Below are 26375 nucleotides of genomic sequence, written 5' to 3' on the forward strand. Positions count from 1 at the left end.
TGAGTAAAATGGAAATATTAGTTAGATATGGAGAAATTGGATTAAAATCAGACCCAATTAGAAAAAACTTAGAGGAAATCTTAAGAAAAAACATTATAAAATTGCTTAGAAAATATGAGATTGATGCAGAGGTTAAAATTTTACATAGGAAATTGTTAGTCAAGATAAACACAAAAGATAAAGAAGATTTAGCTCTAAAGTTATTAAAAAAAGTTGCTGGTATTGTTTCCTACAGTCCAGTTTATGAGTGTCCATTGGATATCAACGAAATTGTAAGTTTTGCAGTTCAAATTATGAAGAAGAAATTAAAAACTCTAAATAAAGAAAAAGTAACTTTTGCAGTTAAAACAAAAAGGAGCTATAAAAAATTCCCATTCACATCAGTTGAAGTAAATAAAAAAGTTGGGGAAGCTATAGTTGAAAAGCTCGGATTAGAAGTTGATTTAGAAAATCCAGATATTGTTTTGGGAATAGAGATTTTAAATGATGGAGCATATATTTTCACAGAAAAATATGAAGGAATTGGAGGATTACCAGCAGGAAGCCAGGGGAAAGTTCTCTGCTTAATATCTGATGGAATAGATAGCCCTGTAGCTGCATTTATGATGATTAGAAGAGGTTGTAGAGCTGTTTTGTTACATTTAAAGATGAGTGAAGAAGCATTAAATAAAGTTAGAAAGATTGTTGAGGTTTTAAGTGACTATGATACCGAATTGGAGTTTGTTGTCTATGATTACAAAAAAGATATTGAGGATATTGTAGAAAAACTTAAAAGTATTAAAAAAGAGAATTATACATGCATATTCTGTAAAAGAAAAATGCTAAAAGTCGCTGAAAAATATGCAAAATATTTAGATTGTGATGCTATTGTTACAGGAGATAACTTGGGGCAGGTAGCTTCCCAAACATTAAAGAACTTGAGAGTCATAAGTGAAAATATAAATTATCCAATTTTAAGGCCTTTAATTGGTTTAGATAAGAATGATATTGTGAAAATAGCTAAAGAGATTGGAACTTATGAAATATCTACTGAAAAAGAAATAAAATGTCCGTATCTTCCAAAACATCCAAAAACCATTGCTAAACCAGAAGAAGTCAAAAAAATAAAGGAAAAAGTCAAACTTGTATAAAGACATTTTATAAAAATTCCTATTTCCCAATATAAGGTTTTATTTTATAAGATAAACTATCATAAACACTAAATCTAAACCGAAAATTTTAAATACCCTATTTTAATAAAAGAATCCTTGTAAAACTTCTGAGGTGGTATTATGGCTGAGCTTCCAGTTGCACCATTTGAAAGAATCTTGAAAAAAGCAGGTGCTGAGAGAGTTAGCAGAGCAGCTGCAGAATACTTGGCTGAAGCAGTTGAAGAGATTGCATTAGAGATTGCAAAAGAAGCAGTTGAATTAGCTAAGCACGCAAAAAGAAAAACAGTAAAAGTCGAAGACATAAAATTAGCATTAAAACAATAAATTAATGAATTTTTTAAATTTTTATTTTTTTGTTTATTTTTATTCTTGCATGAAAATTTAATGTTGGTTTTTCGTATAGCTTTTTGTTATTATTAATTTTGGGGAAAGTTATCAGTATAGGCTCTCAAAGTTATTAAAATTAATTTAAAAAATAAAAATACCATATAATAGCTTATTAAGCCCTGGTGGTGTAGAGGATATCACGGGGGACTTCGGATCCCCAAACCCGGGTTCAAATCCCGGCCAGGGCCTCATTTAATTTATATTGGAAGTTGATACAATGGAAACCTTGATAAGATTATTCGTATCTATCTTAATTATATGTGTATTGGCATTGATGATTAAAAAGAGTAGATGCTTAGATAATGAGGGAGTCATTGGATCATCTATTATGGGTTTTATATTACTTTATTTCTGTGGATTTAAATATTTGATATTACTTCTATCTTTTTTTATTTTAGGGGTTTTGGTGAGTAGAGTCGGTTTAGAAAAAAAGAAAGCTAAAAAAATGGATGAAACTTGTAGAAGTTTAAAAAATGTATTAGCAAATGGTTTAATTCCAATATTATTTGCAATTTTAGCTATATTTGGATTCAACTGGGCTTTAATTGGATACATATCATCAATAGCTGCTGCTACATCAGATACTTTTTCTTCAGAACTTGGAATATTATCTAACGAAAAGCCGAGATTAATAACTACCTTCGAAGTTGTTGAAAAAGGAACTGATGGAGCAATTACAATATTTGGTACATTAGCTGGAGTCTTAGGAGCGTTTTTAATAGGGTTGTTTGGATATTTACTATTTGGTGATATTAAAATTGTTTTATGTGGCACAGCTGGTGGAATAGCTGGGAACTTAGCTGATAGCTTAGTTGGGGCATTATTTGAAAGAAAAGGAATTTTAAATAATGAACACGTTAATTTAATAGCTACTATTGTTGGTGGAATAATTGGAGTTTTGATTTATTGTACTCTGTAGGGGTTAAAATACATCAAAATAACTAAATGATTTAATCACCGAAAAGTTTATATATAACATCTGTAATTTACTAATACTGCAAACGAGCCTCGGTGGCTCAGCCTGGTAGAGCGCCTGACTTGTAATCAGGTGGTCGGGGGTTCAAATCCCCCCCGGGGCTCCATTCTCTTCTTCAGTGGGCCTGTGGGGTAGCCTGGTCTATCCTTTGGGATTTGGGATCCTGAGACCCCAGTTCAAATCTGGGCAGGCCCACCACTTCGTGTCCGGCGGTAGTTCAGCCTGGTAGAACGGCGGACTGTAGATCCGCATGTCGCTGGTTCAAATCCGGCCCGCCGGACCATCTCCCATTTATGGGGAGAACCGAAAAGTATATATATGAGAAATGCGATATGTTTGAAACGCGCACGAGCTAAGGGCTGAAGAGGGCCCGTAGCTCAGTCTGGCAGAGCGCCTGGCTTTTAACCAGGTGGTCGAGGGTTCAAATCCCTTCGGGCCCGCTATTTCCTTTGGTACGGCGGTCATAGCGGGGGGGCCACACCCGAACCCATCCCGAACTCGGAAGTTAAGCCCCCCAGCGATGCCCCGAGTACTGCCATCTGGCGGGAAAGGGGCGACGCCGCCGGCCACTTTTTATTATTTTAAATTCTCAAGGTAATCCTTGGCATTACTATGCCCTGGTGGTGTAGCCCGGCCTATCATACGGGACTGTCACTCCCGTGACTCGGGTTCAAATCCCGGCCAGGGCGCCATTTGCCGGGCTTCTTTTTATTTTAGAACAATTAATCGATAAATTTAAATATTTTTAAAATATCTTAAGTAAGTGAGGTTTATGGAAGAAGAATTTTACAAAATTTTTAAAGGGGCAGGATTGATAAAAACCTTAATAAGAAGCATTTTTTTAACAAATAGGAATAAGTTTTCAAAACCTTCAAAAACTAAGCCTATACAATTAACTGAGTGCATTGGTTGTGGTTTATGTGTAGATGTATGCCCTACAAATGCAATAAAAATATTTAGCTTTAGAGAAACCATATGCTCTGTTTGTGGAACTTGTGTTGATGTATGCCCAAACAACGCAATAATAAAAGATAGATTTACCATAGATGCTGATAAATGCACAAAATGTGGAGTTTGTGTTTTATTTTGTCCAATACCTATAATAAAAAAAGAAATTCCTAAGCCAAAAACACCCGTTATTTTAAAAGATAGATGTAACAGTTGTGGGTTGTGTGAATGTGAAGCTATCGATATAATAAATAAAGAAATTAACCCGGAGAAATGCAAGCTCTGCCTAAGTTGTATTGAAAAATGTCCATTACAAGCTATTTTGACACCCGATGAATACATAAACTCCTTAATTGTTAAAGTAGATATAGACAGCTGTATATTTTGTAGGGAATGTGAAGAAATCTGTCCCATAAGGGGAAATTATGAGCATAGAGAAAGCTAAAGAAGATTTTAAATATTTGATAAATAGGGGCTATAAAAAGGATGTTGCTTTAAATTTTGTAGCAAATCATTATAAGTTAAGTAAAGAGGATAGGCTTAAAATTATTAGAACTACTCACAGCGATAAAGAAATTAAATTAACTAAAAGAAAGCTTAAAAAATTAAAAGATTTTAAAGGAAAAACCATATACATAGATGGTTTTAATGTTCTTATTAGTTTAGAAGCTTTAATTAAAGGAAATAAAATTGTTTTATGTGATGACAATATTTACAGAGATTTTGAAAACGTTTATGGTAAATACAAGATAAATGAATACAGTGACAAAGCCATATCTCTTTTATTGGAGATTCTTAAGCATTACAATATTAAAGCTGTTATTTATTTAGATGCACAAGTATCAAAAAGTGGAATATTGGCTAAAAAGATTAGAGAAAAAATGAAAGCTTTTAGTATTGAAGGAGAGGTTTTTTGTGTTAAAAATTGTGACTACGAGCTTAAAAATAAAGAAGTTGTTGCAACATCAGACAGTGTAATAATTAAAAGTGAAAATGTAAAGTATGTGGTTGATTTAATAGCTGAAGCAATTGAATATTTAAAAAAGAAATAATATTTCTCTCATTAAAAAATTGTTATATAAGAGATAATGACATAGATAGTGTTATAAAATATTCTCCATTATAAAATATCTTCGAGGCGATAGAATGAAAATTGGGATAATGAGCGATACCCATGACCACTTACCCAATATTAGAAAAGCTATAGAGATTTTTAATGATGAAAATGTTGAGACTGTTATTCATTGTGGGGATTTTGTTAGTTTGTTTGTTATAAAAGAGTTTGAAAACTTAAACGCCAATATCATAGCCACTTATGGAAATAACGATGGGGAGAGATGCAAATTAAAGGAATGGTTGAAGGATATAAATGAAGAGAACATAATTGATGATTTTATATCAGTTGAAATTGATGACCTAAAATTCTTTATAACACATGGGCATCATCAATCTGTTTTAGAGATGGCTATTAAATCTGGTTTGTATGATGTTGTTATTTATGGACATACACATGAGAGGGTTTTTGAGGAGGTTGATGATGTTTTAGTCATAAACCCAGGAGAATGTTGCGGTTACTTAACTGGCATTCCTACCATTGGGATATTAGACACTGAAAAGAAGGAGTATAGGGAGATAGTGTTAGAGTAAAAGATTTAAACCACTTTTTTACTTTTTTATTATTACATTAATCCAAAAGCAAAAGGTGAGATTATGAAAATTTTATTGATTGGAGGAGGAGCAAGGGAGAGTGCAATAGCTCACGCTCTAAAAAAGAATGAAGAAGTAAAGCTCTACACATTAATGAAAAACAAAAACCCAGGAATTGCAAGATTATCAGAAGAGATAAAGTTAGCTAAAGAGACTGATTTAGATGCGGTTAAAGAGTTTGCTGAAAAAGTTAAACCAGATTTGGCTGTTATAGGTCCAGAAGCTCCTTTAGGGGAAGGTGTTGTTGATTTGTTAGAGGAAATGGGAATTTCAGCAGTTGGTCCTAAAAAGTTAGCAGCACAAATAGAAACAAACAAAGAATTCATGAGAAATTTATTCAAAAAATACAATATAAAAGGTTCTTTAATGTATAAAGCTTTTGAAGAGTATGGGGAAGAGTTAGAAAGCTTTATTGATGAATTAACTGAGAAAGGTATTAAAGCAGTCGTTAAACCCGTTGGATTGACAGGAGGTAAAGGAGTTAAGGTAGTTGGAGAACAGCTAAAAGATAATGAAGAGGCAAAGAAATATGCTAAAGAGATTTTTGAAACTGGTTTAGGGGGAGGAAAGGTCTTAATTGAAGAAAAATTGGAAGGAGTTGAATTCACCTTACACGGATTTGTTGATGGAGATACTATTAAATTTACACCATTTGTCCAAGACCACCCACATGCATTAGAGGGGGATGAAGGAAGTATAACAGGAGGTATGGGTTCTTACTCATGCCCAGACCATAAACTACCATTTATGACAGAAGAGGATGTTAAGTTAGCAAAAGAGATTATGGAAGAGACTGTTAAAGCATTAAAGGAGGAGGTTGGAGGTTACAAAGGAATTTTATATGGACAGTTTATGCTAACAAAAGAGGGGCCGAAAATTATTGAATACAATGCAAGATTTGGAGACCCTGAAGCAATGAACTTATTAGCTATATTAAAGAATGATTTCTTAGAGGTTTGTGAGGCAATAGTAAATAAAAAACTTAAAGATATTGACGTTGAGTTTGAAAACAAAGCTACTGTTTGTAAGTATGTTGTTCCAAAGGGATATCCTGATAACCCAGTTAGGGGAGAGCCAATAACTGTTGATGAAGAAGCAATTAAGAAAACTGGAGCTATATTGCATTATGCTTCAGTTAATGAGGATAATGGGTCTTTATATATGACTGGTTCAAGGGCTGTTGCTGTGGTTGGAGTTGCTGATACAATTGAAGAAGCTGAGAGAATTGCTGAGGAGGCAACTAAATATATTAAAGGAGAAGTATATCACAGAAGTGATATTGGTAAAAAAGAGTTAATTAAAAAGAGAATAGAGAAGATGAACGAATTAAGAAGATAAAATTTAATTAAATTTTAAAACCTTTTTTATGCTCTAATAATCTCTTTATACATTAGGTAGCATATCAAAATCCCAGAAATTACTGCAGAGCTTAGAATCATCCACATAATGATAATTTGAATCTCTGCAGCATATATGGGATTTGCTCCACTCAACAACATCCCTACCATAGCCCCTGGGATAAATATAACCCCAACTGACTTTGTTCTATTCATTTGAGGTATTACTGCTGACTTTACAGCATTTTTTATAAATGGTCTTAATGCTTCTATTTCAGTAGCTCCTAAAGCTAAATATCCCCACAAAATATCCCTCTCTGATTTAACCATGTCTATTATTTTATCTAATGCTAAATGGATGGTGTTCATTGTATTTCCAATGACCATTCCCATTAGTGGAATTACATATATCGGCTCAAATTTGACAACCTTTGGAATTGTTAATACTGCCAATGAAACTATTGTAGTTGTTAAAAACGTAATAAATAGACAAATAAAGAGTTTTGTTTTATTTTTTAAGTTAATTTCTCTCATTATAAGATAGGATGCTAAGGTAATCATCACACCAATCATTAAAAATGCCCCAACCATTCCAAATGAAAATATATAGAGCAAAACAAATCCTAAAATAAACAGCTGGATTAAAGCTAAAATTGACACATAAAGGATTTTTTTCTCAATGCCCAACTTTTCCCTATATGCAATAAGAACTGCAATAATAACAAAAATAAAGGCATAAGTAAGCTCTATCAATAACATCACCATAACTTTTATAATCAATTTTATTGAATTCTGTCAAATATAAAATAATATCATAAAAATTATATTTAAAGTGATGCCCATGGATTGGGAGATAACCTTTAAGGGAATAACCTATGAATGCATAAATTGTGCTTACTGTTGCTCATGTAAAGGTTGGAGGATATATTTAAACTATTTTGATAGATTAAAACTTAAAGATTACGAATATGCCATAGAACCTTGTGAAGGAGAATTTAAATATAGGCTAAAAGTTAATGAAAAGGGTTGTGTTTTATTAAATAACAACCTATGTAGAATTCATTTAGAGAAGGGCTATGAGTTTAAACCATTGATGTGCATGATTTTTCCTTTCAGTTGCATGATTAAATGGGATGGAACTCCTCTCCTAATTATAAAACATTATTGTAGTGGCATTAAAAAAGGAAAAATCAGTAAAAAAGTTGTTAATGAGGCTATAGAATTAATAAAAGAGCTTTATTTTGATATGTTTGAAGAGATTATAGAGAACGGAATGGAACATAGTAGTAAGACAGAAATATTTGAAAATTTTAGAGTTGATTGGGAAGAGAGGGAAGATTTTGGAAGATATATTTTTAGCAGTAAGACATTTGATGAGATGTTTGAAAGATGTAGAGAAATTTTTGGAAATAAAATAAATAAATTAAATCTCGAAGAGATTGATGAAATAAAGAATAATCTACAAAGATACAATACTAAAGAAAATGAAGAGGAAATTTTGAGATACCTATTAGAATTAAATAGAAGAGAACATTTTAGAAAACTTCCTTTCTATAGAGAGGTTAATAAGCTCATAAATATAGGAAATTATTTGACCAAATACAAGAATGTATTTAAGGGAGAGGGGGAAGTTGATAAAAAATTATTTTTAAATTTGAAATAGCTATAATACTCGCTTTAGTAAGATAGATTTCTTCCACAATTAAAAATCAAGTTACTCCCCAAACTATAAGCATTATTATTCTATATTATTCTTATAAAATCATAATAAAAATCATAATAAAAGATGAAAACTCTATATCCACAATTTTGGTAGAGGACTTTCATATTCATATACTTAATATAAGATATTTAGATGCCTTTAAATATTCAATTCTTTATAAAGATTATATTCTGTGGAACGTCCTATAGTATTTCTGATGATGATACATAATTTTAATATAGGGATTATTAACGATAATAATAAGTTGAGTGTCCGAAATCTTGTGATATAAAAATATTACAAATAACTCCAATCTTCTATTTGGTGGATAAATATGGAAATAAAAAATAAAAAATTAAAAGAAACTTCTGATGTTTTATTATCATTAACTTATTTAATAAAATCATATGAATATAGAGACAGGGGAAATCTTTTAGAATCATTATATTATCTTGATAAAGCATTGGAGTTGAATCCTGATTTTAAATTTGCAAAATTTTTAAAAGCGATATCTTTGGCAATTTTGGGTGATATTAATAAATCTATAGAATGTCTTGAAGATATTACAAGTAATTCAAATGACCCGGTAGCTTATGCTCTTCTTGGCCAACTTTACGAGCTATTGGGAAATTTTGATAACGCTTTGGAATGTTATGAGAAGTCATTAGGTATTGAAGAGAAATTTGCTACAGCATTTTTCCTTAAGGTATTATGTTTAGGACTTTCAGGTAAATATGACGAATTATTAAAGTGTTGTGATAGATTAATATCGTTCGCTCCAAATTTCATTCCTGCCTATATAATTAAAGCAAATATGTTACGTAAATTAGGGAGATATGAAGAAGCTTTAGCATGTGTAAATAAAGTATTAGAATTAAAGGAAAATGATACAAATGCAATATATTTAAAGGCGTTAATACTAAATAGAATAGGAAATTGTGATGAAGCATTAAAATACTATGAAAAACTTATTGATGAACTAAATGTAACGTGGATAGAAGTTATTAGGGAAGCTATTTACTTATCCTTTCTATTTAATAAACTGGATAAAGCTGAGAAATATATTGAGATGGGACTAAAGTTAAGGCCCGACGATGCAAGTTTATGGTATTTTAAAGGTAAATTATACGAAAAGCAAAATAAATTTGAAGAAGCTTTAAAATATTATAATAAGGCTATTCAGCTGATGCCTCATCACACAAAAGCTTTACTTGCTAAGGCAAGGGTGTTAGAAAAACTTGGAAGAATAGAGGAATCTATAGAGTGCTACAATAAAGCACTTGATAGATAAAATTATTATCCTTTATTTTTATGGTGATATGCGTATGAATAGAAAGAGAACTCCAAGAGTGGATACCTTAGAAGCCGTGGCTAATGTTTTAAGAGCTTATAGAGAATTATTTGAGGGAAATTTAATAAAAGCACTTTATTATGTTGATAAAGCGTTGGAATTGGAGCCTGATTTCTATTTGGCTTTGTTTTTGAAGGGATTAGCATTATCCGCTAAAGGAGAAATAAAAGAAGCAATTACAACATTTGAAGAATTGCTAAGCTATGAATCAAAAAATCCAATTACATGGGTGTTTGTTGGGCAACTGTATGGAATGTCAGGAAATTGTGATGAAGCATTAAAGTGTTACAACAAAGCGTTGGGCATTGAAAATAGATTTTTATCAGCATTTTTACTCAAAACGATTTGTTTAGAATTCTTAGGAGAGTATGATGAACTATTAAAATGCTATAATGAGGTATTAACATATACTCCAAACTTTGTCCCAATGTGGGTTAAAAAGGCTGAAATCCTAAGAAAATTGGGGAGATATGAAGATGCATTACTATGTTTAAATAGAGCCTTAGAGTTAAAGCCACATGATAAAAATGCCTTATATTTAAAAGGTGTTTTGTTAAAGAGAATGGGTAAATTTAGGGAGGCACTTGAATGTTTCAAAAAATTGATAGATGAACTAAATGTAAAATGGATAGATGCCATAAGACATGCTGTTTCTTTGATGTTAGCTCTTGACGATTTAAAAGATGCTGAAAGATACATAAATATAGGATTGGAGATAAGAAAAGATGACGTGGCTTTATGGTATTTTAAAGGGGAATTATATGAGAGATTGGGAAAGCTGGATGAAGCATTAAAATGCTATGAAAAAGTTATTGAACTACAACCACATTATATAAAGGCACTTTTGAGTAAAGCAAGAATCTATGAGAGGCAGGGAAATATCGAAGCAGCAATTGAATATTATAACAAGGCTGTAGAAAATATTCACAAAGACCATGGAGAATAATATTTCCTCTTTTTTATTATTTTTTCTATAATTTAAAGTAAAGGGATTTTTATGGAATTTAAAGGGTATATTAAAGAGAAGTTTCCATATCCTAAAGTTAGGGAGCCACAGAAAAGGATGATGCTAAAAATTTACGAGTGTATAAAAAATAAGAGAAATTTGATAGTTGAAGCACCAACTGGTGTTGGAAAAACTTTAGGCTATCTAATTCCTGCTTTATACTTTGCAGAGAGAAGAAAGAGAGTTTTAATATTAACAGAAACGATAGACCAGCAGGTTAGGATTTATGAGGATTTAAGTTCTCTAAGGCATAATTTAAAGGTTGCATTCTTAATGGGAAAAAGTAACTTTATTTGCAAATCAAAAGGAGGAAAGGCTAATAGACTATATTGCCAATTGAATAAAAAATGCTTATATAGACCAAATAAAAGACCAATTTGCTATTGTGGAACAAAAAAACAACCAGTGAATTTAGGGGATAAAGTTATTTACTACTGCCCATACTGCACCTGTGAATATCAAAAGGCAAAAATAGAGAGTATCTTAGCTGATATTGTGGTTATGAATAACAGTATGTTTTACTATGCTAAGGAAGATATTGAGGCAAAAAGAGATATTGATATAATTATTTGTGATGAAGCCCATAAATTGGAAAGCAGTATAAGAAATACATCAACAATAATTATAAATCCAGAATTACCAATTAATAGATTAAAATATATGGCTATACATTATGCTCCCAATATTTTAAAAAAGAGATTGGATATTGGAGACGAAAATTTTTGGGAAATTATTGAAAAATATTTAACAAGTAGAGGCATCAATATAGATATCTGCAAAGAGACAATTATTTTTGATGGAGAAAATTTAAGCTCTTGGAAATATAAGACAGAACTTGCTGTATTAGGGGCTATTTTAGATGCATATTATCAAATAAACAACATAAAGAATAAAATATTGAGATTTAATGAAAATGAGGAAATTGATAGAGAGGAACTTAGATTTGAAATTGACAATAAAGCTTTAATAGCTATAGAGCTTGATTTTATCCATAAAAAGAAATTATCTGACCTATATCTTTTGGAATTTATAGAAAATATTAAAAATTTAAGATATATTAATGAAAATTATGTAGTTTATAGAAGTGGAAATTCTTTATTATGTGAGCCAGTTTTTGTAAGCTCTCATCTAAAAGAACTTTATGGAAATGCTGTAGTTATCCACTGCTCAGCAACAATTGGAAATTTAAAGATGCATGCTTTAAAGACAGGTTTAGATAAAGCAGAATTTTTAATTTTAGAGAGTCCATTTCCAAAGAATAGGAAGAAAATTATAGCTTTAAAAGATGGCGTTGATATGAAATACGAAAGGAAAGATAGAGAGAAAGCAAATAAAAATTTATTAAAAATATTGGAAGCAATAAATGGAAACTCTTTAGTTTTATTTAAGAGCTTTGAGGATTTAGATAGTTTTTATAAATATCTAAAAAGGGAGATTACAAAAACAAATATTAAAAATAAAAATATCCATGTGTATGAGCAAGGTATGGATGGAAAAGAAGCTAAAGAGCTAAAAGAGAGATTTGAAAAGATTGGAGGAATTTTGTTAGCAACTGGGAGGTTTGCTGAAGGAGTAGATATTCCTGGTGAGGCATTGGTTGGAGTTGTTATTGACTCCCTTCCATTCCCAGTTCCCACTCCTTTAATATTGAGAGAGCAGAAGATATTGGAAGAGAGATTTAAAATTAGAGGAGTTAGGGATGCTCATTGGAGAGCTTTTTTAATGACATCATTTGATAGAATGGCAAGGACATTGGTTCAGATGATTGGAAGATTAATAAGAACTGAGAATGATTATGGAGTTGTAGTTATACAGGATAAGAGGTTCGCAGATTGGGTAGGAAGAGTTATGAGAGAAAAAGGTTATCTAAAAGATAACTATGAGGTTATGAGTTTGGATATGGCTATAAAATATATTCCAAAGTTTATGAGTCAGTTTAAAAATTAAATTTTTATTTTTAGTTTTATTAATTGATAAAACTAAATTAACAAATATTATTATCTAAAATAAAAAAATGGTAGGGCGGCGGGGATTCAAACGAACCTTTTAGTAAAAGGTTCATCAAAACAGGATACATTGCCTCGCTTTGCTCGGCAATGTCTCTTAGATTACAGTGGGGCTGAACGTAGTGAAGCCCCGCTCTGGGTATCCCAATAGGGCGATAGCCCTATGGAAATAAAAAATATGGTAGGGCGGCGGGGATTCGAACCCCGGACCACTCGGTTATCAGCCGAGCACTCTAACCAGGCTGAGCCACCGCCCTACAACCACCAGAAGCAAAAATTAAATAATAATAAGTAGTATATATACTTTTCGGTTATTGGTAAATTTGGAGATATAAAAATGTAAAAGATTTAAAATTTTGTTATTCAGTTGGAAATGGTGGCAATGGAGGTAGTGGGAATGGTGGTGTAGGTAATGGTGGCAATAAATCCGCCTCTCCACTAAATGGGACTTCCCCACTGCCTTCAATATATGCACTTCCAGATATTTCAGCAAAAACTTCTTCTCCACTTAATTTTCTAAGGATTTCATATCCCATCTTATTAATCGGTATATTTACTTTAACAGTTACTGGATTTTCTCCTGGTGTTATTACTATATTTGATACCTCTCCTCGTCCTAAACTATGACCTTCATCATCAAACATATTTAAGATTATTTTATCGATTGTTATACTCTCTGAATTTGGATTATCTATTATTAAATCTACATCCATAGAAACATATTTTAAATTTATTTTTTCTCCATTTTCCATTTCTATATTTACACCAATGTCTGGAGAGATTCCATTTATTGATGCTAAAAAACCTGGATTCATAGCTAATTTTGTAATTATAATACTATTACTGGGTTTTATATCATCCACATATACTTCTATTTCTGAAAACTGAGTTTGTGTTTGTTGTAAGTCATTGCTTTCATAATTATTATCATACTCATCATAATTTTCGGATTCTCCACTGTTGTATGCAGTCCCTTCCTCAACATATACAGTTTTAGATGCTAAAATTTTTCCATTATCTTCTGCTGTTATTGTGTGATAACCTGGCTCATAGAATACACACTCTACAATCCCGTATACATCATCTAATGTTCCAATGTAGTTGCCATCAACATATATGTCAATTCCTGCTAACCCTCCAACTATTGGGTCAATGACTTTAATATAATACAACATTTGTTCTTCTATTTTATCAGGAATAGTGCCATCTGGATAAGTTATTTCGATATAATAATTATATGCTGGTTCATTATTATAATTTACTTCTGACTCTCCAACATTAGTCATGGCATTTTCATTCTCTTCATTAAAATTACCATTGGTCTGTTCATAATTTTGATTACTTTGTAAAGGATGATTTTCTTGATTTTTAATTTCTTTATTTTCATAACTTTGAATATTCTGTGTTGATTGACTTTCTTTTTTATTTTCTACATTATTAACATTTTGATTTTCTTGATTTATAGGTTTTTCAGTATTTTCTCCATTATTCGTATTTGAATTAATATTTATATCTATCTTTTCTGGAGTATTCACACACCCACAAGCTAAAACCAAAATAGAGAGTATGCTAAAACAAACTAAAGCTTTTCTTATCGTGTCCATTGTTATCACCTAATTAAATTCCACTTTTAACATTTTTGTTAAATTTAGCATATTTACTAACATAGATATAACTATACACAAATATAAACTTTTCTCTTTTTTGTGAAATTTAGCAAAAATGTTAATTATCGTATAAATATGAAAATTCTCAAAAAAGCAAAAATAAAAAATCATAAAAGGGCTAAATCATGCTTATTGGGATACTAAGCAAAAAATATGTTAAAGAAATTTTGGAACTACTTAATGAAAAAGGAGAACTCCATTTTAGTCAAATTCATAAAGAAATTCCTACTCATATGAGCAGTTTAAACAGAACATTAAATGAATTGGTAAAATTGGGATTAATATCAAAAAGGAAAGAAGACAACAAACAGGCATTACCAAAAACATACTATAAATTAACACCATTAGGAAAAAAGGCACTATTATTATATGAAGTAGAAAAAATTATTGAAAATTCAAAAAATAATCAAAATATCATCATTCAAATTATTAATGGAAAAAATCATAATATCATCAACGCAAAAATTGTTAATATTCATAATAAATGATTGAAAATCTTAATATAATTTTTATTCTATTGGCTCAACTCTAACGTTGTCATAGTATGCTCTACCCCCTCCAATTCCTATTCCACCTTTAAGTATTGGTGTATTATTGTCAGTGTATTCAATATATTTCTGCCCTCCTGCAAGGAAGATTATCTTATTATCTTTTGCTACAACTTCATACCTATAAAAATCTGTGCCAGCAGGAGCGGCATCGTAAGATTCAGCCAATTTTTCAACCTTAGTTCCATTAAATTTGTAGAGAACATACCCCCTATCAAATCCTTCTATATCAATATAATATCCAGCATTTGCATTATTTATCAATCTGAAGTATATCTTTGGGCTATCTGATTCTTCTAATCGCTTTATATCAACAATAAACTTAAAGTCAGTATAGTTTTTATCAATATATATTATTCCATTGTTTATTGGTACTGCAACTTTGTTTAGTGTTTTTTTATCTTCGCTTAATATGGCCTCAATCTTAAATCCCCCTTCTTTAACTTTCCATTCTCCAAACGGTGCTTTATCCCCCACATTATACGAAGAAAAATTATCATAAAAGGATTTTGGGACAATTTCAAAACAACCACACACTCCCAAATATACAATTGGGATAATCAAAATTACAGTAAGTTCTTTAAGATTCATAATTTCACCTAATCTTGGTACATTGATATATTGCCTCAATAACATTCTTTAATGTTGCATCAGTTTTTATTCCTTTCGGATTATAGTGAGTTACAACTGCATTAAATCCCATCTCTTTTAGCTTGTTTATAATATCTTGCATTGGTGGAACTGAAATCTTTAACATTTTCCCAATTTGGTGAGTGTCATAACATCCAACTTGATTTATAGCAGATTCTCCTTTAATGGCATTTAAAATCTTTAAAACTCTTTCACTAAACTCCCTCTTTTCAGCTATTTTTAAAGCCTCTTCAACAAGAGCTTTATCATACAAATTGCCTATATATAAAGGCCCAGCAAATCCTTTCTCATAACCTTCTTCAAATTTTTTAATTATTTTAATTCCATTTACATCCTTAACATAGCCAAGCATTTCAAAAACCTTATCAGCCCTCTTAGCTCCCCTATCCGTAACTAAATAAACTCTAACATAATGGTCTGTGGCATGGCAAAATACTGGCTTTAAAGCAAGCTCATATTTTGTAGCCATTCTCATAACATATCCAACTAAAACCCTCAATGCAAATTCATGACAATCCCTACCAAATAATGGATAAGCCAAGTATTTCCTTAAGCATGATTTTTTAGACCTACCACATAATGCCGCTGTATCTGTTGCTGTTAAACAGAGCAAACCATTTCTTGTTACTAAAGCCCTAATTGCTTGCTCTACATAAGGAGCTGGAGAGCCAAACGGGTCTATATCAACAACATTAAAAAATCTAAAATGCTTAGATAAAAATGTGTTGGCATCTTCATTAAAAACATCTATATTCTCAATCTCATTTAATTTGGCATTGTTTATTATCTTCTCATAAGCTTTTGGATTTATATCATTTAAAAAAACCTTTAACTCTCCATTAAACTCAAGCTCTTTAGCGTATCTAAGCCCCCTAATTCCACTTCCAGCCAAAGCATCAGCAATGTAAAACTTATCTCTCTTATGATACAAATTTAGAAATGCCTGAATTACTGCTATACTTATATCCCTGCATGTTTTCATTCTTGGATTATAAAATACCTCATCCTTTTTTGTAACTGTCAATTTATCTGGAACTTCAAAAACTACTTCCCCCTCTTTTAGAATCATATTATCACACAGAATAATATTGTCTTAGTTTTATAAATTAAAAACAATTAAAAATAGAAATAAAAGTAAAAGTATTAAAGAAAACTAAAAAGAAATTTTTATTTATTTATTCTCTCAATAGCAATTTTAACGTTGTATTTCTCTCCATTTGGTGTTTTTATCTCCCAATCTTTTTCGTAATCTGCCTTTATCTCATCAACAAACTGACCTCTAACTTCCCTCTCAATAATCTCCTTAAATTCATCTAAGTCAATGCCCTCAACTTTAATTTTAATCTTCTCCTCAATATCTAAATCCATATCCTTCCTCATAGCTTGGATTCTTCTTATAACCTCTCTCATTAGCCCCTCTTTTATCAAATCATCAGTAATCTCGGTATTTATAAAGACAGTTCCCTTTGAGAATTCAACTCCTGCTATATGTTCAGGAATTTCCAATCTAATTTCAACATATTCTGGCTTAATCTCATATCCATCTAATATTACAGCTCCTTCTTTCAACCTCTCCATCAACTCCTTAGCATCTGCTTTATTTAATGCCTCAACAACCTTTGGAACCTCACTTCTATATCTCTTACCTAACTCTCTGTAGTTTGGCTTTATTATATACTTGCTACCTTCAACCTCTCCAAATTTGATATTTTTAACATTACCTTGCTCTTTTATTATGTATTCAAATCTCTCTACAGCTTTTTTAACCTCTTCTCCACCAGCAATAGTTATTTCTTTCAATGGGTATCTTAAGGTGTATTTTATCCTATCCCTTCCTCTGTAGATTGCATCAACGACATCTCTAACTATTGCCATATCTCTCTCTAACTCCTCATCAATAAACTCTTCATCAACCTCTATTTTATTCATGAAGATACTTTCTTCCATATCTTCTGTTTTTAGGTTTTGATATATTGCCTCAGCAGTATGTGGAGCTACTGGAGCCAATATTGTAGCTAACTTTAATAAGACATAGTAGAGTGTTTGATATGCTGCTAATTTATCAGCGTCATCCTTCTCTTTCCATGTTCTGTCTCTAATCAACCTAATATACCATCTACTTAAGTCATTTAATATGAAATCCTTTAATGTCCAAGTGTATGTGTGGAAGTATGGGACTTCAAGATTTTCAATTGCTATCTTAGCAACACTGTTTATTCTGCTTACAATCCATCTATCCTCATCTTTTAAATATTCAAAGTATTTTTCATCTGGTTTAAAGTTATCTAACACCATGTAATTTACAGCAAACATATAGGCGTTCCATAAAGTGTTGAATAAGCTTAAAACATCATCCATCTCACTCCATACAAACCTTAAATCTTCCCAAACCTTATTTGCACTCAATAAATAAAACCTTAATAAATCAGCCCCATACTTTTCAACGACATCATCTGGATTAACTACATTACCCAAACTCTTACTCATCTTGTCTCCATGCTCATCTAAAGTGAAGCCATGCATTAAACACTTTTTGTATGGAATATCGTTAAATACTATTGCTGAGAGTGCATGCTGTGAATAAAACCATTTAGTAACTTGGTCATGTCCCTCTGTTATAAAGTCTGCTTTTTTAAGCTCTTTTACTCCAATTGAAGCATAAGGAGCTAAACCAGAGTCAAACCAAACATCTAAGACATCTGGAACTCTTTTCATTTCTCCTCCACATTCACATCTCAGCTTTATTTTATCAACTGTTGGTTTGTGTAAATCATTAATCTCTCCAACTTCATCTTTATTTATCATCTTCTCTTCTAATTCTTCAACACTTCCTACAACAATGTATTTTCCACACTTCTCACACACCCATACTGGAATAGGGATTCCCCAGTATCTCTGCCTACTTATATTCCAGTCTCCAACGAACTTAACTCCATTTATATATCTTGTTTCAACCCAGTGTGGTATCCACTGAACTGTTTTAGCATGCTCTATAATGTTATCTTTAATCTTTGATATCTCTAAGAACCACTGCTCTGTAGCTCTAAATAATAGAGGAGTTTTACATCTCCAACAGTGTGGATAGCTGTGTTTTATCTTTCCAGCATAAACTAACAATCCTTTGTTTTTTAGGGTTTCAATTATTTCAGCATCCGCATCTTTAACAAAAACGCCCTTCCATTTTCCTTCTACATATTTACCTTCATCGTCTATTGGTGAATAGATTGGCAAATTGTATTTTTTACCAACTTCAAAGTCCTCTTCCCCGTGTCCTGGGGCAGTATGAACCAACCCAGTTCCTCCCTCTAAGGTTACATGCTCTCCTAAAATAACTGTATGAGCATTTTCTAATTCTGCAAATTCTTTCTGTCTCTCATTCTCTTCTAATAATGGATGAATATATTTTATACCTTCCAATTCTTTTCCTTTAACTTTTTTGATTATTTTGTAGTTTTTGATGTTATGGAATTTTTTAGCTTTGTTTATAACTTCCTCAACTAACTTTTCAGCAATAATCCAAACCTCTTTTTTGTCATCAAATTCAACTTCTACATATGCATAGTCATAATCTGGATGGACAGTAACAGCCAAGTTAGCAACTAAAGTCCATGGTGTTGTTGTCCAAATAACAATGTATGTGTTTTCTTCATTTGCTAATCTGAATTTTACATAAACGGATGGGTCATAAACTTCCTTATACTCTCCTCTAACCTCATGCTCCGCTAAGGCAGTTTCACATCTTGGACACCAATAGACAACCCTTAAATCTCTTGTTAATAATCCCTTCTCATGAGCAACCTTTAATGTCCACCATCCAATTTCCATATATTCCTTAGTTATTGGCATATAGGCGTTTTCCCAATCTAACCAAACTCCTAAGTTTTTAAATTGCTTTTCCATAATTTCCTTATGTTTTAAAGCGAATTCTTTACACTTTTCTATAAATTGCTTTACTCCAATTTTTGTTTCTATCTCTTTCTTGTTCTTTATTCCAAATTCATTTTCAACTTTAACTTCTATTGGCAATCCATGCATGTCCCATCCAGCTTTATCCAAAACATTATAACCTTGCATTCTCTTAAATCTTAGATAAGTGTCTTTAATTATCTTATTCCATGCAGTCCCTAAGTGTATAGCTCCAGAACAGTATGGAGGACCATCAACAAAATAAAATTCCTTATTTCTTTCATTCTTTTTCTTTACTTTTTGATATATGTCATTCTCTTCCCAGAACTTTTTTATCTTCTTATCCAACTCTCTAAAATTAACAGGCTCTACTTTTTTCATCCACTCACCTCATGTTTGAGATTATATCTGAAACTATCTCATCCAAATTGCTTTTAAATTCTTTTAATCGACTAATTCTTGAAATTATCTTACTCAAATATTTATTTTGAAGGTTTGGGTCTTCTTTTGTTTCCTTAGGATAGTCATCTGGTAGATTCTGAATTTTCTTTAAAATATTTTTATCATCAATATTGGCAAGTTTATATAACTCCATGCACGTCTTTTTTATACTTAAGCCATTTTCAACCACAATATTTAATAACTCCTCATATGGAATTTTCTCTTCTATTATTTTCCAATAATCTTCAAATATGTTACTTTCTATAATATATTCAACCACTTCTAATATTTTTATGCTTAAATCTAATTTTAAAACTTCAGATGTTAGATGACTTTCTTCCTCTTCCAATTGAGCAATAGTATCTAAATCATCTGGATTGCTCGTCCTTAATTCGTTTAATTTTACTCTTATGTTATTTAAATCTCTAAGTTTTGCCTCCCCCTTCTCAATCATTTCTCCTTTTTTGTCTTTTATTTCCACTAATGTTGGATATTCTGTGCTATTTTTCATAAAAATCACCTAATACTAATGAAAATTAACCAATTTACTTCTTTTTCTTCTTATCTTTTTTCTTAGATTTGTAATAGCCCTTTAACACTGGAAGTTTTGGGAAGTCGTCCAATAACTTATAATATATGTCACCATATCTCTCACTAATCACAACAATATGAGCAGGTGGATGAATTTTTCTAATTCTATCTATTGCTTTTGGTGCTTTTTCAGCAATCTTTGCTAAGCATGCAGTTTTACATGGTTTTTTAACTTCCCCCAATATATGACTTAATATTTCATCTGCAGCTTCTGGAACAATAATTTTTGGCTTTCCAATAATTGTTAGCTCTGCATGCCTATCAACATCAGCTAAGGCATTCTTTAATTTTTCATAACTATCTCCTCTGATTAGCAATATCGTCATAACTATCCCTAAACGTGTTTTTTAATATTAATTTTAAATTTTCTTAGTATTTTATCCTCAAATGTCTATCATTATGTTTCAAATATTCCTCAAGCATAAATGGAAAATCAGAAGCATCAACAAATCTCAAGCCCAGCCTCTGAGCCCATTTTTCAATGCCTCCATCACTTGCCACTACCGCAGCATCTAACTCCTTGGCTAACAATAACACATCTAAATCAGGGGCACTATCTAAAGTTCCCACTCTCAAAGCACTTCTATATTTATTTCTAAAGGTATTTATTGTTTTTGATAACACTTTATTTATGATTTCATTTTTACCCATTTCTGGATGTTTTTTTGATAACTCATAAACCATGTCTGTGGCTTTTATTATATGCTCCTCTCCAATCCTCATCCCTTTGTTAATTCTTTCTCTCAAATCTTTAACATATTCATAAAAAATCTCTGAAGGGATTTTTATCTCATATCTGTTTGGGGTTTTTTTAACAAGCCATGTATCAACTTTAACTATAACATCTCTCGGACAATTCTCATTCTCCAAAAATCCCATCAATTCATTATATACAGTTGGATATGGAATGTGACAAGATATATTTAACTTTATCCTTGCCTCAGCTATCAAATCCATAACCTTATCTGTTAGTTCAGTAACTGTTTTAACCCCTAACGCTTTCCTAACTGACGGTTCAGTAAAAGCACTTGTGTCTAAGCAGAATCTCTGTTTTTGCATACCTCTCCCCAAAATTTAGTTTCTATTGAAATTTATATCTAAAAAGTTTCGCTTTCTATTAAATGAAAATTATAGGATTTCATATTCAAAGCATTAAGATTTATAAGCAACTATATATCGTTATTTACCTATTTATATACTAAGAGACATTAAGGGACTGAAAGTCCATTTAATGCATCGTTTTGATGAAACTTTCTTAAAGTTTCACTGCAAGTATTTTTATCTTTGCAGGATAGTTATTTATATATTTTGATAAAGTTTCATTTGGAATCCTTGCCTCTAATTTAGATAAAATCCTCTCCCTAAAATGCCTTGAAAATCCATAAGGTAGAGAGTTTTTTATCTCCTCTATATTGTTAAATGGTCTTTTCTTCTCTAAAATTTCAGCAACATTACTTGGCAAATATTCATATAAATCATACTCATTCGCTGTTTCTAAAATTCTATCTTCAAATCTTTTCAATATCAATTCATTGAGCTTTCCATTATCATAGAGTTCTTTTAAAATACTTAATGTTGTTTTTGGAAGCATATTTTTAATATCTTCAAACTTTCCACTGAATATTGCTTCTCTAATCTTAGTTCCACTAATTCCCTCTAACCTCTTTACAAAAACAAATTTCGGGTTAAATTTTAAGCCCTCTCTATTCAGTTTATAAATCATCTGAGACATTGAAGCAATGACATAGTTGTCTATATTTAACTTCTCTCCTAAAATCTCCCCTGTCTCTATACAGATAATTTTATAGGGCTTAACTTGAATATGATAGCCCTTATTTATGCAATCTATAACCTTTTCCATGGTTTTTTCTGGAATATAGCCCCTTGGGATTATCTCAGCTCCTAAGCTATAAAACATCTTTATTAGGCATCTCATATACTGCCCAGAGCCCATAATTCCCATAGGTGGGCCTTCAACGACAATATCAGCCCCAGCTCTTATTGCCATCTCTGCCCTTATGTATCTGTTTAAAAAATAAGGAATTCCCCTTCCACTCCTTTCTAAAGGGCCGGGCAATACACTGATAAAAATTCCATGCTCTTTTCCTTTTTCTAATGCATATTTATGCCCTTTATGCAATGGGTTGTATTCAGTAAAATCGCAGACGATTTTATCTTTATTTTCTCTTTCTTTTATTTCTTCAACTATTTTCTTAAAATCTTTGAAGGATTTTTCATCTTTCCTTTTAGCATCTCTAATTATTTCCTCTCTATCTTCCAAAAAATTTTTTAAATTTAAATCCATAATTTCACCAATGAGCATAAACTTTATATATGATGAGTTAAATTTTTATTGATGCTAAAGGTTGAGGGCCCATGGTCTAGCTGGCTATGACGTCGCCCTTACAAGGCGAAGGTCGCCGGTTCGAATCCGGCTGGGCCCACTATTTTTATTTTAGACATAAACATTTGTTAGTTTAAATATAGGAATTACTGTTTTAGTTTAATCAAGCATTCTGAGTACAAAAAATAAGATAAAAAAGGATAAAAATTTTAATTTTACATTTTTATTGTTTCTTATCTTGAGCTTGTTGAGCTTTTTGTATCTCTGTTTGTAATTCTTTTCTTAATGCAGTTATTGCTTTAGCTAATTCCTCAGCTTTCTTCATGCCTTCTTTTTCAGCTTTATCTAAATCTTCAACTGACTTTTTTAAATCCTCAATAACTTCATTAAATGATTTTTCAACATAAATATCTGACTTTACTCCAATTAATGCCTTATCATCAACAATTTTTGCCTTTAAAAACACTCCAGGACCTACTGGGATTAATGTCTCTTCATCTGCCTTTATATTTTCAATTGTTTTAATTGAATTCATTATTTCAGATTTTAACGCTCTTATTGAAGTAATTTCACTTTGAATCATTTGTAATTGTTGGTTGTATATTTCTAAGGCCATTGCTTTCTGTCTTAAATCTTCAGCCATATTTTCCACCCCATAAGCATTATGTAGATAGGACTTTCGCAGCTTATCTTCTTACTGGAATTTAGACACTCAAAAGTGTCAATATGCAATAAAACATTTATTCCTGCGAAAGTCCTATAGTAAGAGATATATATTTTAATGCCTTAATAAAACTTATTGTAAGCATGGTTTTTATAAGGGGGGAGGTTTATGAGATTATTAGGAGTTATTGGTTATTTGGCTGTTTTAATTAAAGCAATATGCGAATCTTGGGTTGATGTAGTTAAAAGAAGCATAAATGGGGAAATACACCCTCAAGTTATAGAGATAGAATCAATTATTAATAATCCTACTGGCTTAGTTTTGCTGTCATGGTCTATAACCGCCACGCCAGGAACTTTAGTTATTGATTTAATTCCAGAAGAGAGGAAATTAAAAGTAGCAGTTATAAGTCCAAGAAGTAGGGAAGATATTGTTCCATTTGAGCCATATATTAAGAAAATTTTTGATTAAATTGATTTTTATTTAATAATTTTTATCTCTCCTTTGTCCCACTCTACCATCAATGTATCTTCATCATTATATTTTGTTAAAAATACTAATATCGCCGCTTTTGTTCCCCATCTATCAGAACCGGCTAATATATAGATGTTGTTATCATTATATGGGTTTTTTATTTTTAGTATGATTCCTCTATTGTTTCCCGGATAATTGGTAGAGATATTTACTTTCAATAAACCTTTATCTTCAAGTTCTTTAACGATTTTATTAACTTTTGGACCTCCAATTAGAATTATGTCCTTATTAACATTTAAAGGATTAGAACTATATACATCTACCGAACCAAGATAAATCTTTTCATGATTTTTGAGTTCTTTTCCTTTATAGAATACATGAACGGTATTATTTACCTTTACAGCATAAATTCCATCCCCTATATATGCAACATCTTTAACATCTACGGTTTTTTCTTTCCTTTTTATAACTTTAAAGAGAACATAATCTTTGTAACACTTTTCAGGTATTATGGTGTAATTAAACAAGTATATTTCATTTCCTAAACTATCTATATTTTTATACTCAAGTTTTATTTTATCAGTGCTTATTTCTTTAACTTTAAACTCTTTATCTAATGGGTAATCTTCCCCTTCTTCAATTTTTATTGTAGAATATACTCTAAAAGTAAATCTATAACCTTTGCCAATCCTTGTGCAATTTTCATACATTAACCCTAAGGTTCCTCCTTTCATATAATAAATCTTTCCCTTAGTTAATTTAGGAGAATCCAAAACTTTCTCATTTTTGTATATATCAACAATTATAGTATTTAAATCAGAGGAAACCAACTTTACAACAACTTTATATCCATCGTATTCAAATGATTCATTTGTCAATACTTCCTTTCCATCTTTTTCTTTTAATATTACATAATTTGAAGTAATATCTTCAACTATGTAGCTTTTATTGAATAAGCTTATTTCTTCTCCCTTTTTAAGGTTTAAATATTCAATACACTCAATATCTTTATATTTCACTTTGTTTCCGTCTCTATCAAATTTTATAATAAGATTTTTATCTCCATTTTTAATTTCAAGTTCATCTATAGATGGAATATACATAATATCGTTAATAACAATTGTTACATTATCTCCATTGATATTTATCTCTCTTGATGAGTAAAAATTGTCCATCAAAATTTTTGCATTTTGATAATCTACCGTGGATTTATTTACATAGATTATTGGCTCTATAGGTAGAGCATAGCTAACACTTATAACCAATAAGAGTATAAGTAAAAGTGTCCTCTTCACAATTAACCCCTCCATCATTTGTAATCTTAACAATAATAAAAAATCCAGAAATCTTATTTAAAATATTTTTGGTTAAAAATTTTGGGTGATTGGATGATAGAAAATAAAGTAAGAGACGTTGTTAAAAAATTAAAGCCCTATGTTCCAGGAAAATCAAAAGAAGAGATAGCAAGGGCTTACGGAATAAAACCAGAGGACATTATAAAACTTGGTTCTAATGAAAATCCTTGGGGACCATCTCCAAAAATAAAAGAAAAAATTTTAGATGAAATTGACAAAATTCACCAATATCCAGAGCCAGTAAATCCAATTTTAATGAAAGAGTTAAGCAAATTTTTGAATGTTGATGAGGAAAACATAATTGTTGGAGGAGATGGAGCTGATGAGATTATAGACACAATATTTAGAACGTTTGTTGATGATGGAGATGAGGTTATAATTCCAATTCCAACATTTACCCAATATAGAGTTTCAGCAACAATCCACAATGCTAAAATAAAATATGCTAAATATGATAAGGAGAAAGACTTTAAATTGAATGTTGAAAGTGTCTTAAATAATATAACAGATAAAACGAAGGTTATTTTCCTCTGCACTCCAAATAATCCAACAGGAAATATAATAGAAAATAGAGATGTAGAGAGGGTTATCAATGAAACAGACGCTTTAGTTGTTATTGACCATGCATACATTGAGTATGCTAAAAAAGAATATGATTGGACTCAAAAAGCCCCTGAATATGATAATGTTATTGTTTTAAGAACCTTTTCAAAGGTCTTTGGTTTAGCAGGAATGAGGGTTGGTTATGGTGTTGCAAATAAAAAAATCATAGATTATATGATGAGAGTTAAGCCAATATTTAGCTTAACAAGGTTAAGTCAAGTTTGTGCCATAACTGCATTAAGAGATAGAGAATTCTTTGAAAGATGTGTTAGAGATGGAATTAAAAGTAGAGAGATGCTCTACAATGGATTGAAGAAGTTTAAGGATATTAAAGTTTATCCTTCAGAAGCTAATTATCTATTGGTTGAATTAAAAACAATGAAAGCAAAAGAATTTTGTGAGGAACTATTAAAAAGAGGTGTTATTGTTAGAGATTGCACATCCTTTGATGGTTTAGGGGATAATTATGTTAGAGTATCAATAGGGACGTTTGAAGAGGTTGAAAGGTTTTTAAAGATTTTGGAGGAGATTATAAGCTAAATCTTTTTAATTTTTGTTTT

At 31.1% G+C, this 26375-nt stretch carries 25 protein-coding genes, 8 tRNA genes and 1 rRNA gene; 22 read left to right on the forward strand and 12 right to left on the reverse strand.

All coding sequences use genetic code 11. The annotated features are described in order from the left end of the window. Positions 1-8 precede the first annotated feature (8 nt). From thiI to purD, 14 genes are all read left to right on the forward strand, one after another. On the forward strand, positions 9-1130 hold the full coding sequence (thiI, locus tag MJ_RS04985) for a tRNA uracil 4-sulfurtransferase ThiI (RefSeq protein WP_064496669.1): 1122 nt from the start codon (positions 9-11) through the stop codon (positions 1128-1130). Positions 1131-1271: 141 nt separating this feature from the next. Beyond that, the gene (locus MJ_RS04990; protein ID WP_010870446.1) at positions 1272-1475 is read left to right on the forward strand and encodes a histone family protein; all 204 of its coding nucleotides are present in this window, start codon (positions 1272-1274) and stop codon (positions 1473-1475) included. A 179-nt stretch (positions 1476-1654) separates the two neighbouring features. Next, positions 1655-1726, forward strand: a tRNA-Arg gene (locus MJ_RS04995). 29 nt (positions 1727-1755) lie between these two features. Next, entirely contained in the window at positions 1756-2457 is a 702-nt protein-coding gene (locus MJ_RS05000; protein ID WP_209320022.1) for a TIGR00297 family protein, read from the forward strand. Positions 2458-2543: 86 nt separating this feature from the next. Further along, positions 2544-2620 (forward strand) — tRNA-Thr (locus MJ_RS05005). Positions 2621-2634: 14 nt separating this feature from the next. Further along, positions 2635-2712: transfer RNA gene (locus MJ_RS05010), tRNA-Pro, on the forward strand. An 8-nt stretch (positions 2713-2720) separates the two neighbouring features. Then, a tRNA-Tyr gene (locus MJ_RS05015) sits at positions 2721-2797 on the forward strand. 83 nt (positions 2798-2880) lie between these two features. Further along, positions 2881-2954: transfer RNA gene (locus MJ_RS05020), tRNA-Lys, on the forward strand. 13 nt (positions 2955-2967) lie between these two features. After that, a 5S ribosomal RNA gene (gene rrf, locus MJ_RS05025) occupies positions 2968-3082 on the forward strand. A gap of 46 nt (positions 3083-3128) precedes the next feature. Continuing rightward, positions 3129-3206: transfer RNA gene (locus MJ_RS05030), tRNA-Asp, on the forward strand. A gap of 80 nt (positions 3207-3286) precedes the next feature. Further along, complete coding sequence (locus MJ_RS05035; RefSeq protein WP_064496670.1) at positions 3287-3907, forward strand: 4Fe-4S binding protein; 621 nt, start codon at positions 3287-3289, stop codon at positions 3905-3907. Continuing rightward, entirely contained in the window at positions 3888-4514 is a 627-nt protein-coding gene (locus MJ_RS05040) for a DUF434 domain-containing protein (protein ID WP_010870449.1), read from the forward strand. Before MJ_RS05035 ends, MJ_RS05040 begins: the two co-directional genes overlap by 20 nt. 94 nt (positions 4515-4608) lie before the next feature. Further along, positions 4609-5109: an MJ0936 family phosphodiesterase gene (locus MJ_RS05045; protein WP_010870450.1), complete on the forward strand. Its 501-nt coding sequence runs from the start codon at positions 4609-4611 to the stop codon at positions 5107-5109. Positions 5110-5172: 63 nt separating this feature from the next. Beyond that, positions 5173-6507: a phosphoribosylamine--glycine ligase gene (gene purD, locus MJ_RS05050; RefSeq protein ID WP_010870451.1), complete on the forward strand. Its 1335-nt coding sequence runs from the start codon at positions 5173-5175 to the stop codon at positions 6505-6507. A gap of 26 nt (positions 6508-6533) precedes the next feature. Here purD and MJ_RS05055 read toward each other — a convergent pair whose 3' ends face one another. Beyond that, entirely contained in the window at positions 6534-7265 is a 732-nt protein-coding gene (locus MJ_RS05055; protein ID WP_064496671.1) for an ABC transporter permease, read from the reverse strand. An 82-nt stretch (positions 7266-7347) separates the two neighbouring features. Between MJ_RS05055 and MJ_RS05060 the strand changes: the two genes are divergently transcribed. From MJ_RS05060 to MJ_RS05075, 4 genes are all read left to right on the forward strand, one after another. Then, positions 7348-8169 carry a YkgJ family cysteine cluster protein gene (locus tag MJ_RS05060; protein ID WP_209320023.1) on the forward strand — a complete coding sequence of 274 codons (822 nt, stop codon included), beginning with the start codon at positions 7348-7350 and terminating at the stop codon, positions 8167-8169. Between the two features lie 373 nt (positions 8170-8542). Then, complete coding sequence (locus MJ_RS05065; protein WP_010870454.1) at positions 8543-9499, forward strand: tetratricopeptide repeat protein; 957 nt, start codon at positions 8543-8545, stop codon at positions 9497-9499. A 34-nt stretch (positions 9500-9533) separates the two neighbouring features. Then, entirely contained in the window at positions 9534-10505 is a 972-nt protein-coding gene (locus MJ_RS05070; protein WP_064496672.1) for a tetratricopeptide repeat protein, read from the forward strand. Positions 10506-10556: 51 nt separating this feature from the next. Then, positions 10557-12512 (forward strand): ATP-dependent DNA helicase, encoded by a 1956-nt coding sequence (locus MJ_RS05075; RefSeq protein WP_010870456.1) that lies wholly within the window; start codon positions 10557-10559, stop codon positions 12510-12512. 238 nt (positions 12513-12750) lie between these two features. On the opposite strand, the gene MJ_RS05080 is transcribed toward MJ_RS05075, so the two are convergent. Continuing rightward, positions 12751-12828 (reverse strand) — tRNA-Ile (locus MJ_RS05080). A gap of 102 nt (positions 12829-12930) precedes the next feature. Beyond that, positions 12931-14175, reverse strand: coding sequence for a hypothetical protein (locus tag MJ_RS05085; protein ID WP_064496673.1), 1245 nt, complete (start codon positions 14173-14175; stop codon positions 12931-12933). Between the two features lie 188 nt (positions 14176-14363). Between MJ_RS05085 and MJ_RS05090 the strand changes: the two genes are divergently transcribed. Then, on the forward strand, positions 14364-14726 hold the full coding sequence (locus MJ_RS05090) for a winged helix-turn-helix transcriptional regulator (RefSeq protein ID WP_010870458.1): 363 nt from the start codon (positions 14364-14366) through the stop codon (positions 14724-14726). 21 nt (positions 14727-14747) lie between these two features. Here MJ_RS05090 and MJ_RS05095 read toward each other — a convergent pair whose 3' ends face one another. From MJ_RS05095 to MJ_RS05125, 7 genes are all read right to left on the reverse strand, one after another. Then, the gene (locus MJ_RS05095) at positions 14748-15377 is read right to left on the reverse strand and encodes a family 16 glycoside hydrolase (protein WP_064496674.1); all 630 of its coding nucleotides are present in this window, start codon (positions 15375-15377) and stop codon (positions 14748-14750) included. 4 nt (positions 15378-15381) lie between these two features. After that, entirely contained in the window at positions 15382-16506 is a 1125-nt protein-coding gene (locus tag MJ_RS05100) for a tRNA (guanine(10)-N(2))-dimethyltransferase (RefSeq protein WP_010870460.1), read from the reverse strand. 98 nt (positions 16507-16604) lie between these two features. Continuing rightward, a complete protein-coding gene (gene ileS, locus MJ_RS05105; protein ID WP_010870461.1) occupies positions 16605-19724 on the reverse strand; it encodes an isoleucine--tRNA ligase in 3120 nt (1039 codons plus the stop codon). A 4-nt stretch (positions 19725-19728) separates the two neighbouring features. Then, positions 19729-20295, reverse strand: coding sequence for a hypothetical protein (locus MJ_RS05110; RefSeq protein WP_064496675.1), 567 nt, complete (start codon positions 20293-20295; stop codon positions 19729-19731). 34 nt (positions 20296-20329) lie between these two features. Next, complete coding sequence (locus tag MJ_RS05115) at positions 20330-20701, reverse strand: DUF356 domain-containing protein (RefSeq protein WP_010870463.1); 372 nt, start codon at positions 20699-20701, stop codon at positions 20330-20332. Positions 20702-20744: 43 nt separating this feature from the next. Continuing rightward, positions 20745-21434, reverse strand: a complete 690-nt coding sequence (locus MJ_RS05120) for an RNA ligase partner protein (RefSeq protein WP_064496676.1) — start codon at positions 21432-21434, stop codon at positions 20745-20747. A gap of 196 nt (positions 21435-21630) precedes the next feature. Then, entirely contained in the window at positions 21631-22698 is a 1068-nt protein-coding gene (locus MJ_RS05125) for a nucleotidyltransferase family protein (RefSeq protein WP_010870465.1), read from the reverse strand. Positions 22699-22745: 47 nt separating this feature from the next. Between MJ_RS05125 and MJ_RS05130 the strand changes: the two genes are divergently transcribed. Then, positions 22746-22819, forward strand: a tRNA-Val gene (locus MJ_RS05130). Between the two features lie 123 nt (positions 22820-22942). Here MJ_RS05130 and pfdA read toward each other — a convergent pair. After that, the gene (gene pfdA / locus MJ_RS05135) at positions 22943-23362 is read right to left on the reverse strand and encodes a prefoldin subunit alpha (RefSeq protein WP_064496678.1); all 420 of its coding nucleotides are present in this window, start codon (positions 23360-23362) and stop codon (positions 22943-22945) included. 189 nt (positions 23363-23551) lie between these two features. Here pfdA and MJ_RS05140 point away from each other — a divergent pair, with 189 nt between their 5' ends. Then, positions 23552-23854, forward strand: coding sequence for a monovalent cation/H+ antiporter subunit E (locus tag MJ_RS05140; protein WP_010870467.1), 303 nt, complete (start codon positions 23552-23554; stop codon positions 23852-23854). Between the two features lie 8 nt (positions 23855-23862). Here MJ_RS05140 and MJ_RS05145 read toward each other — a convergent pair whose 3' ends face one another. Next, complete coding sequence (locus tag MJ_RS05145; protein WP_244409367.1) at positions 23863-25152, reverse strand: S-layer protein; 1290 nt, start codon at positions 25150-25152, stop codon at positions 23863-23865. A 93-nt stretch (positions 25153-25245) separates the two neighbouring features. On the opposite strand from MJ_RS05145, the gene hisC reads away from it, so the two are divergent. Further along, on the forward strand, positions 25246-26355 hold the full coding sequence (hisC, locus tag MJ_RS05150) for a histidinol-phosphate transaminase (protein ID WP_064496679.1): 1110 nt from the start codon (positions 25246-25248) through the stop codon (positions 26353-26355). Positions 26356-26375: the final 20 nt, after the last annotated feature.

It is taken from the genome of Methanocaldococcus jannaschii DSM 2661 (genome assembly GCF_000091665.1).
GTDB lineage: Archaea > AGJL01 > Methanococci > Methanococcales > Methanocaldococcaceae > Methanocaldococcus > Methanocaldococcus jannaschii.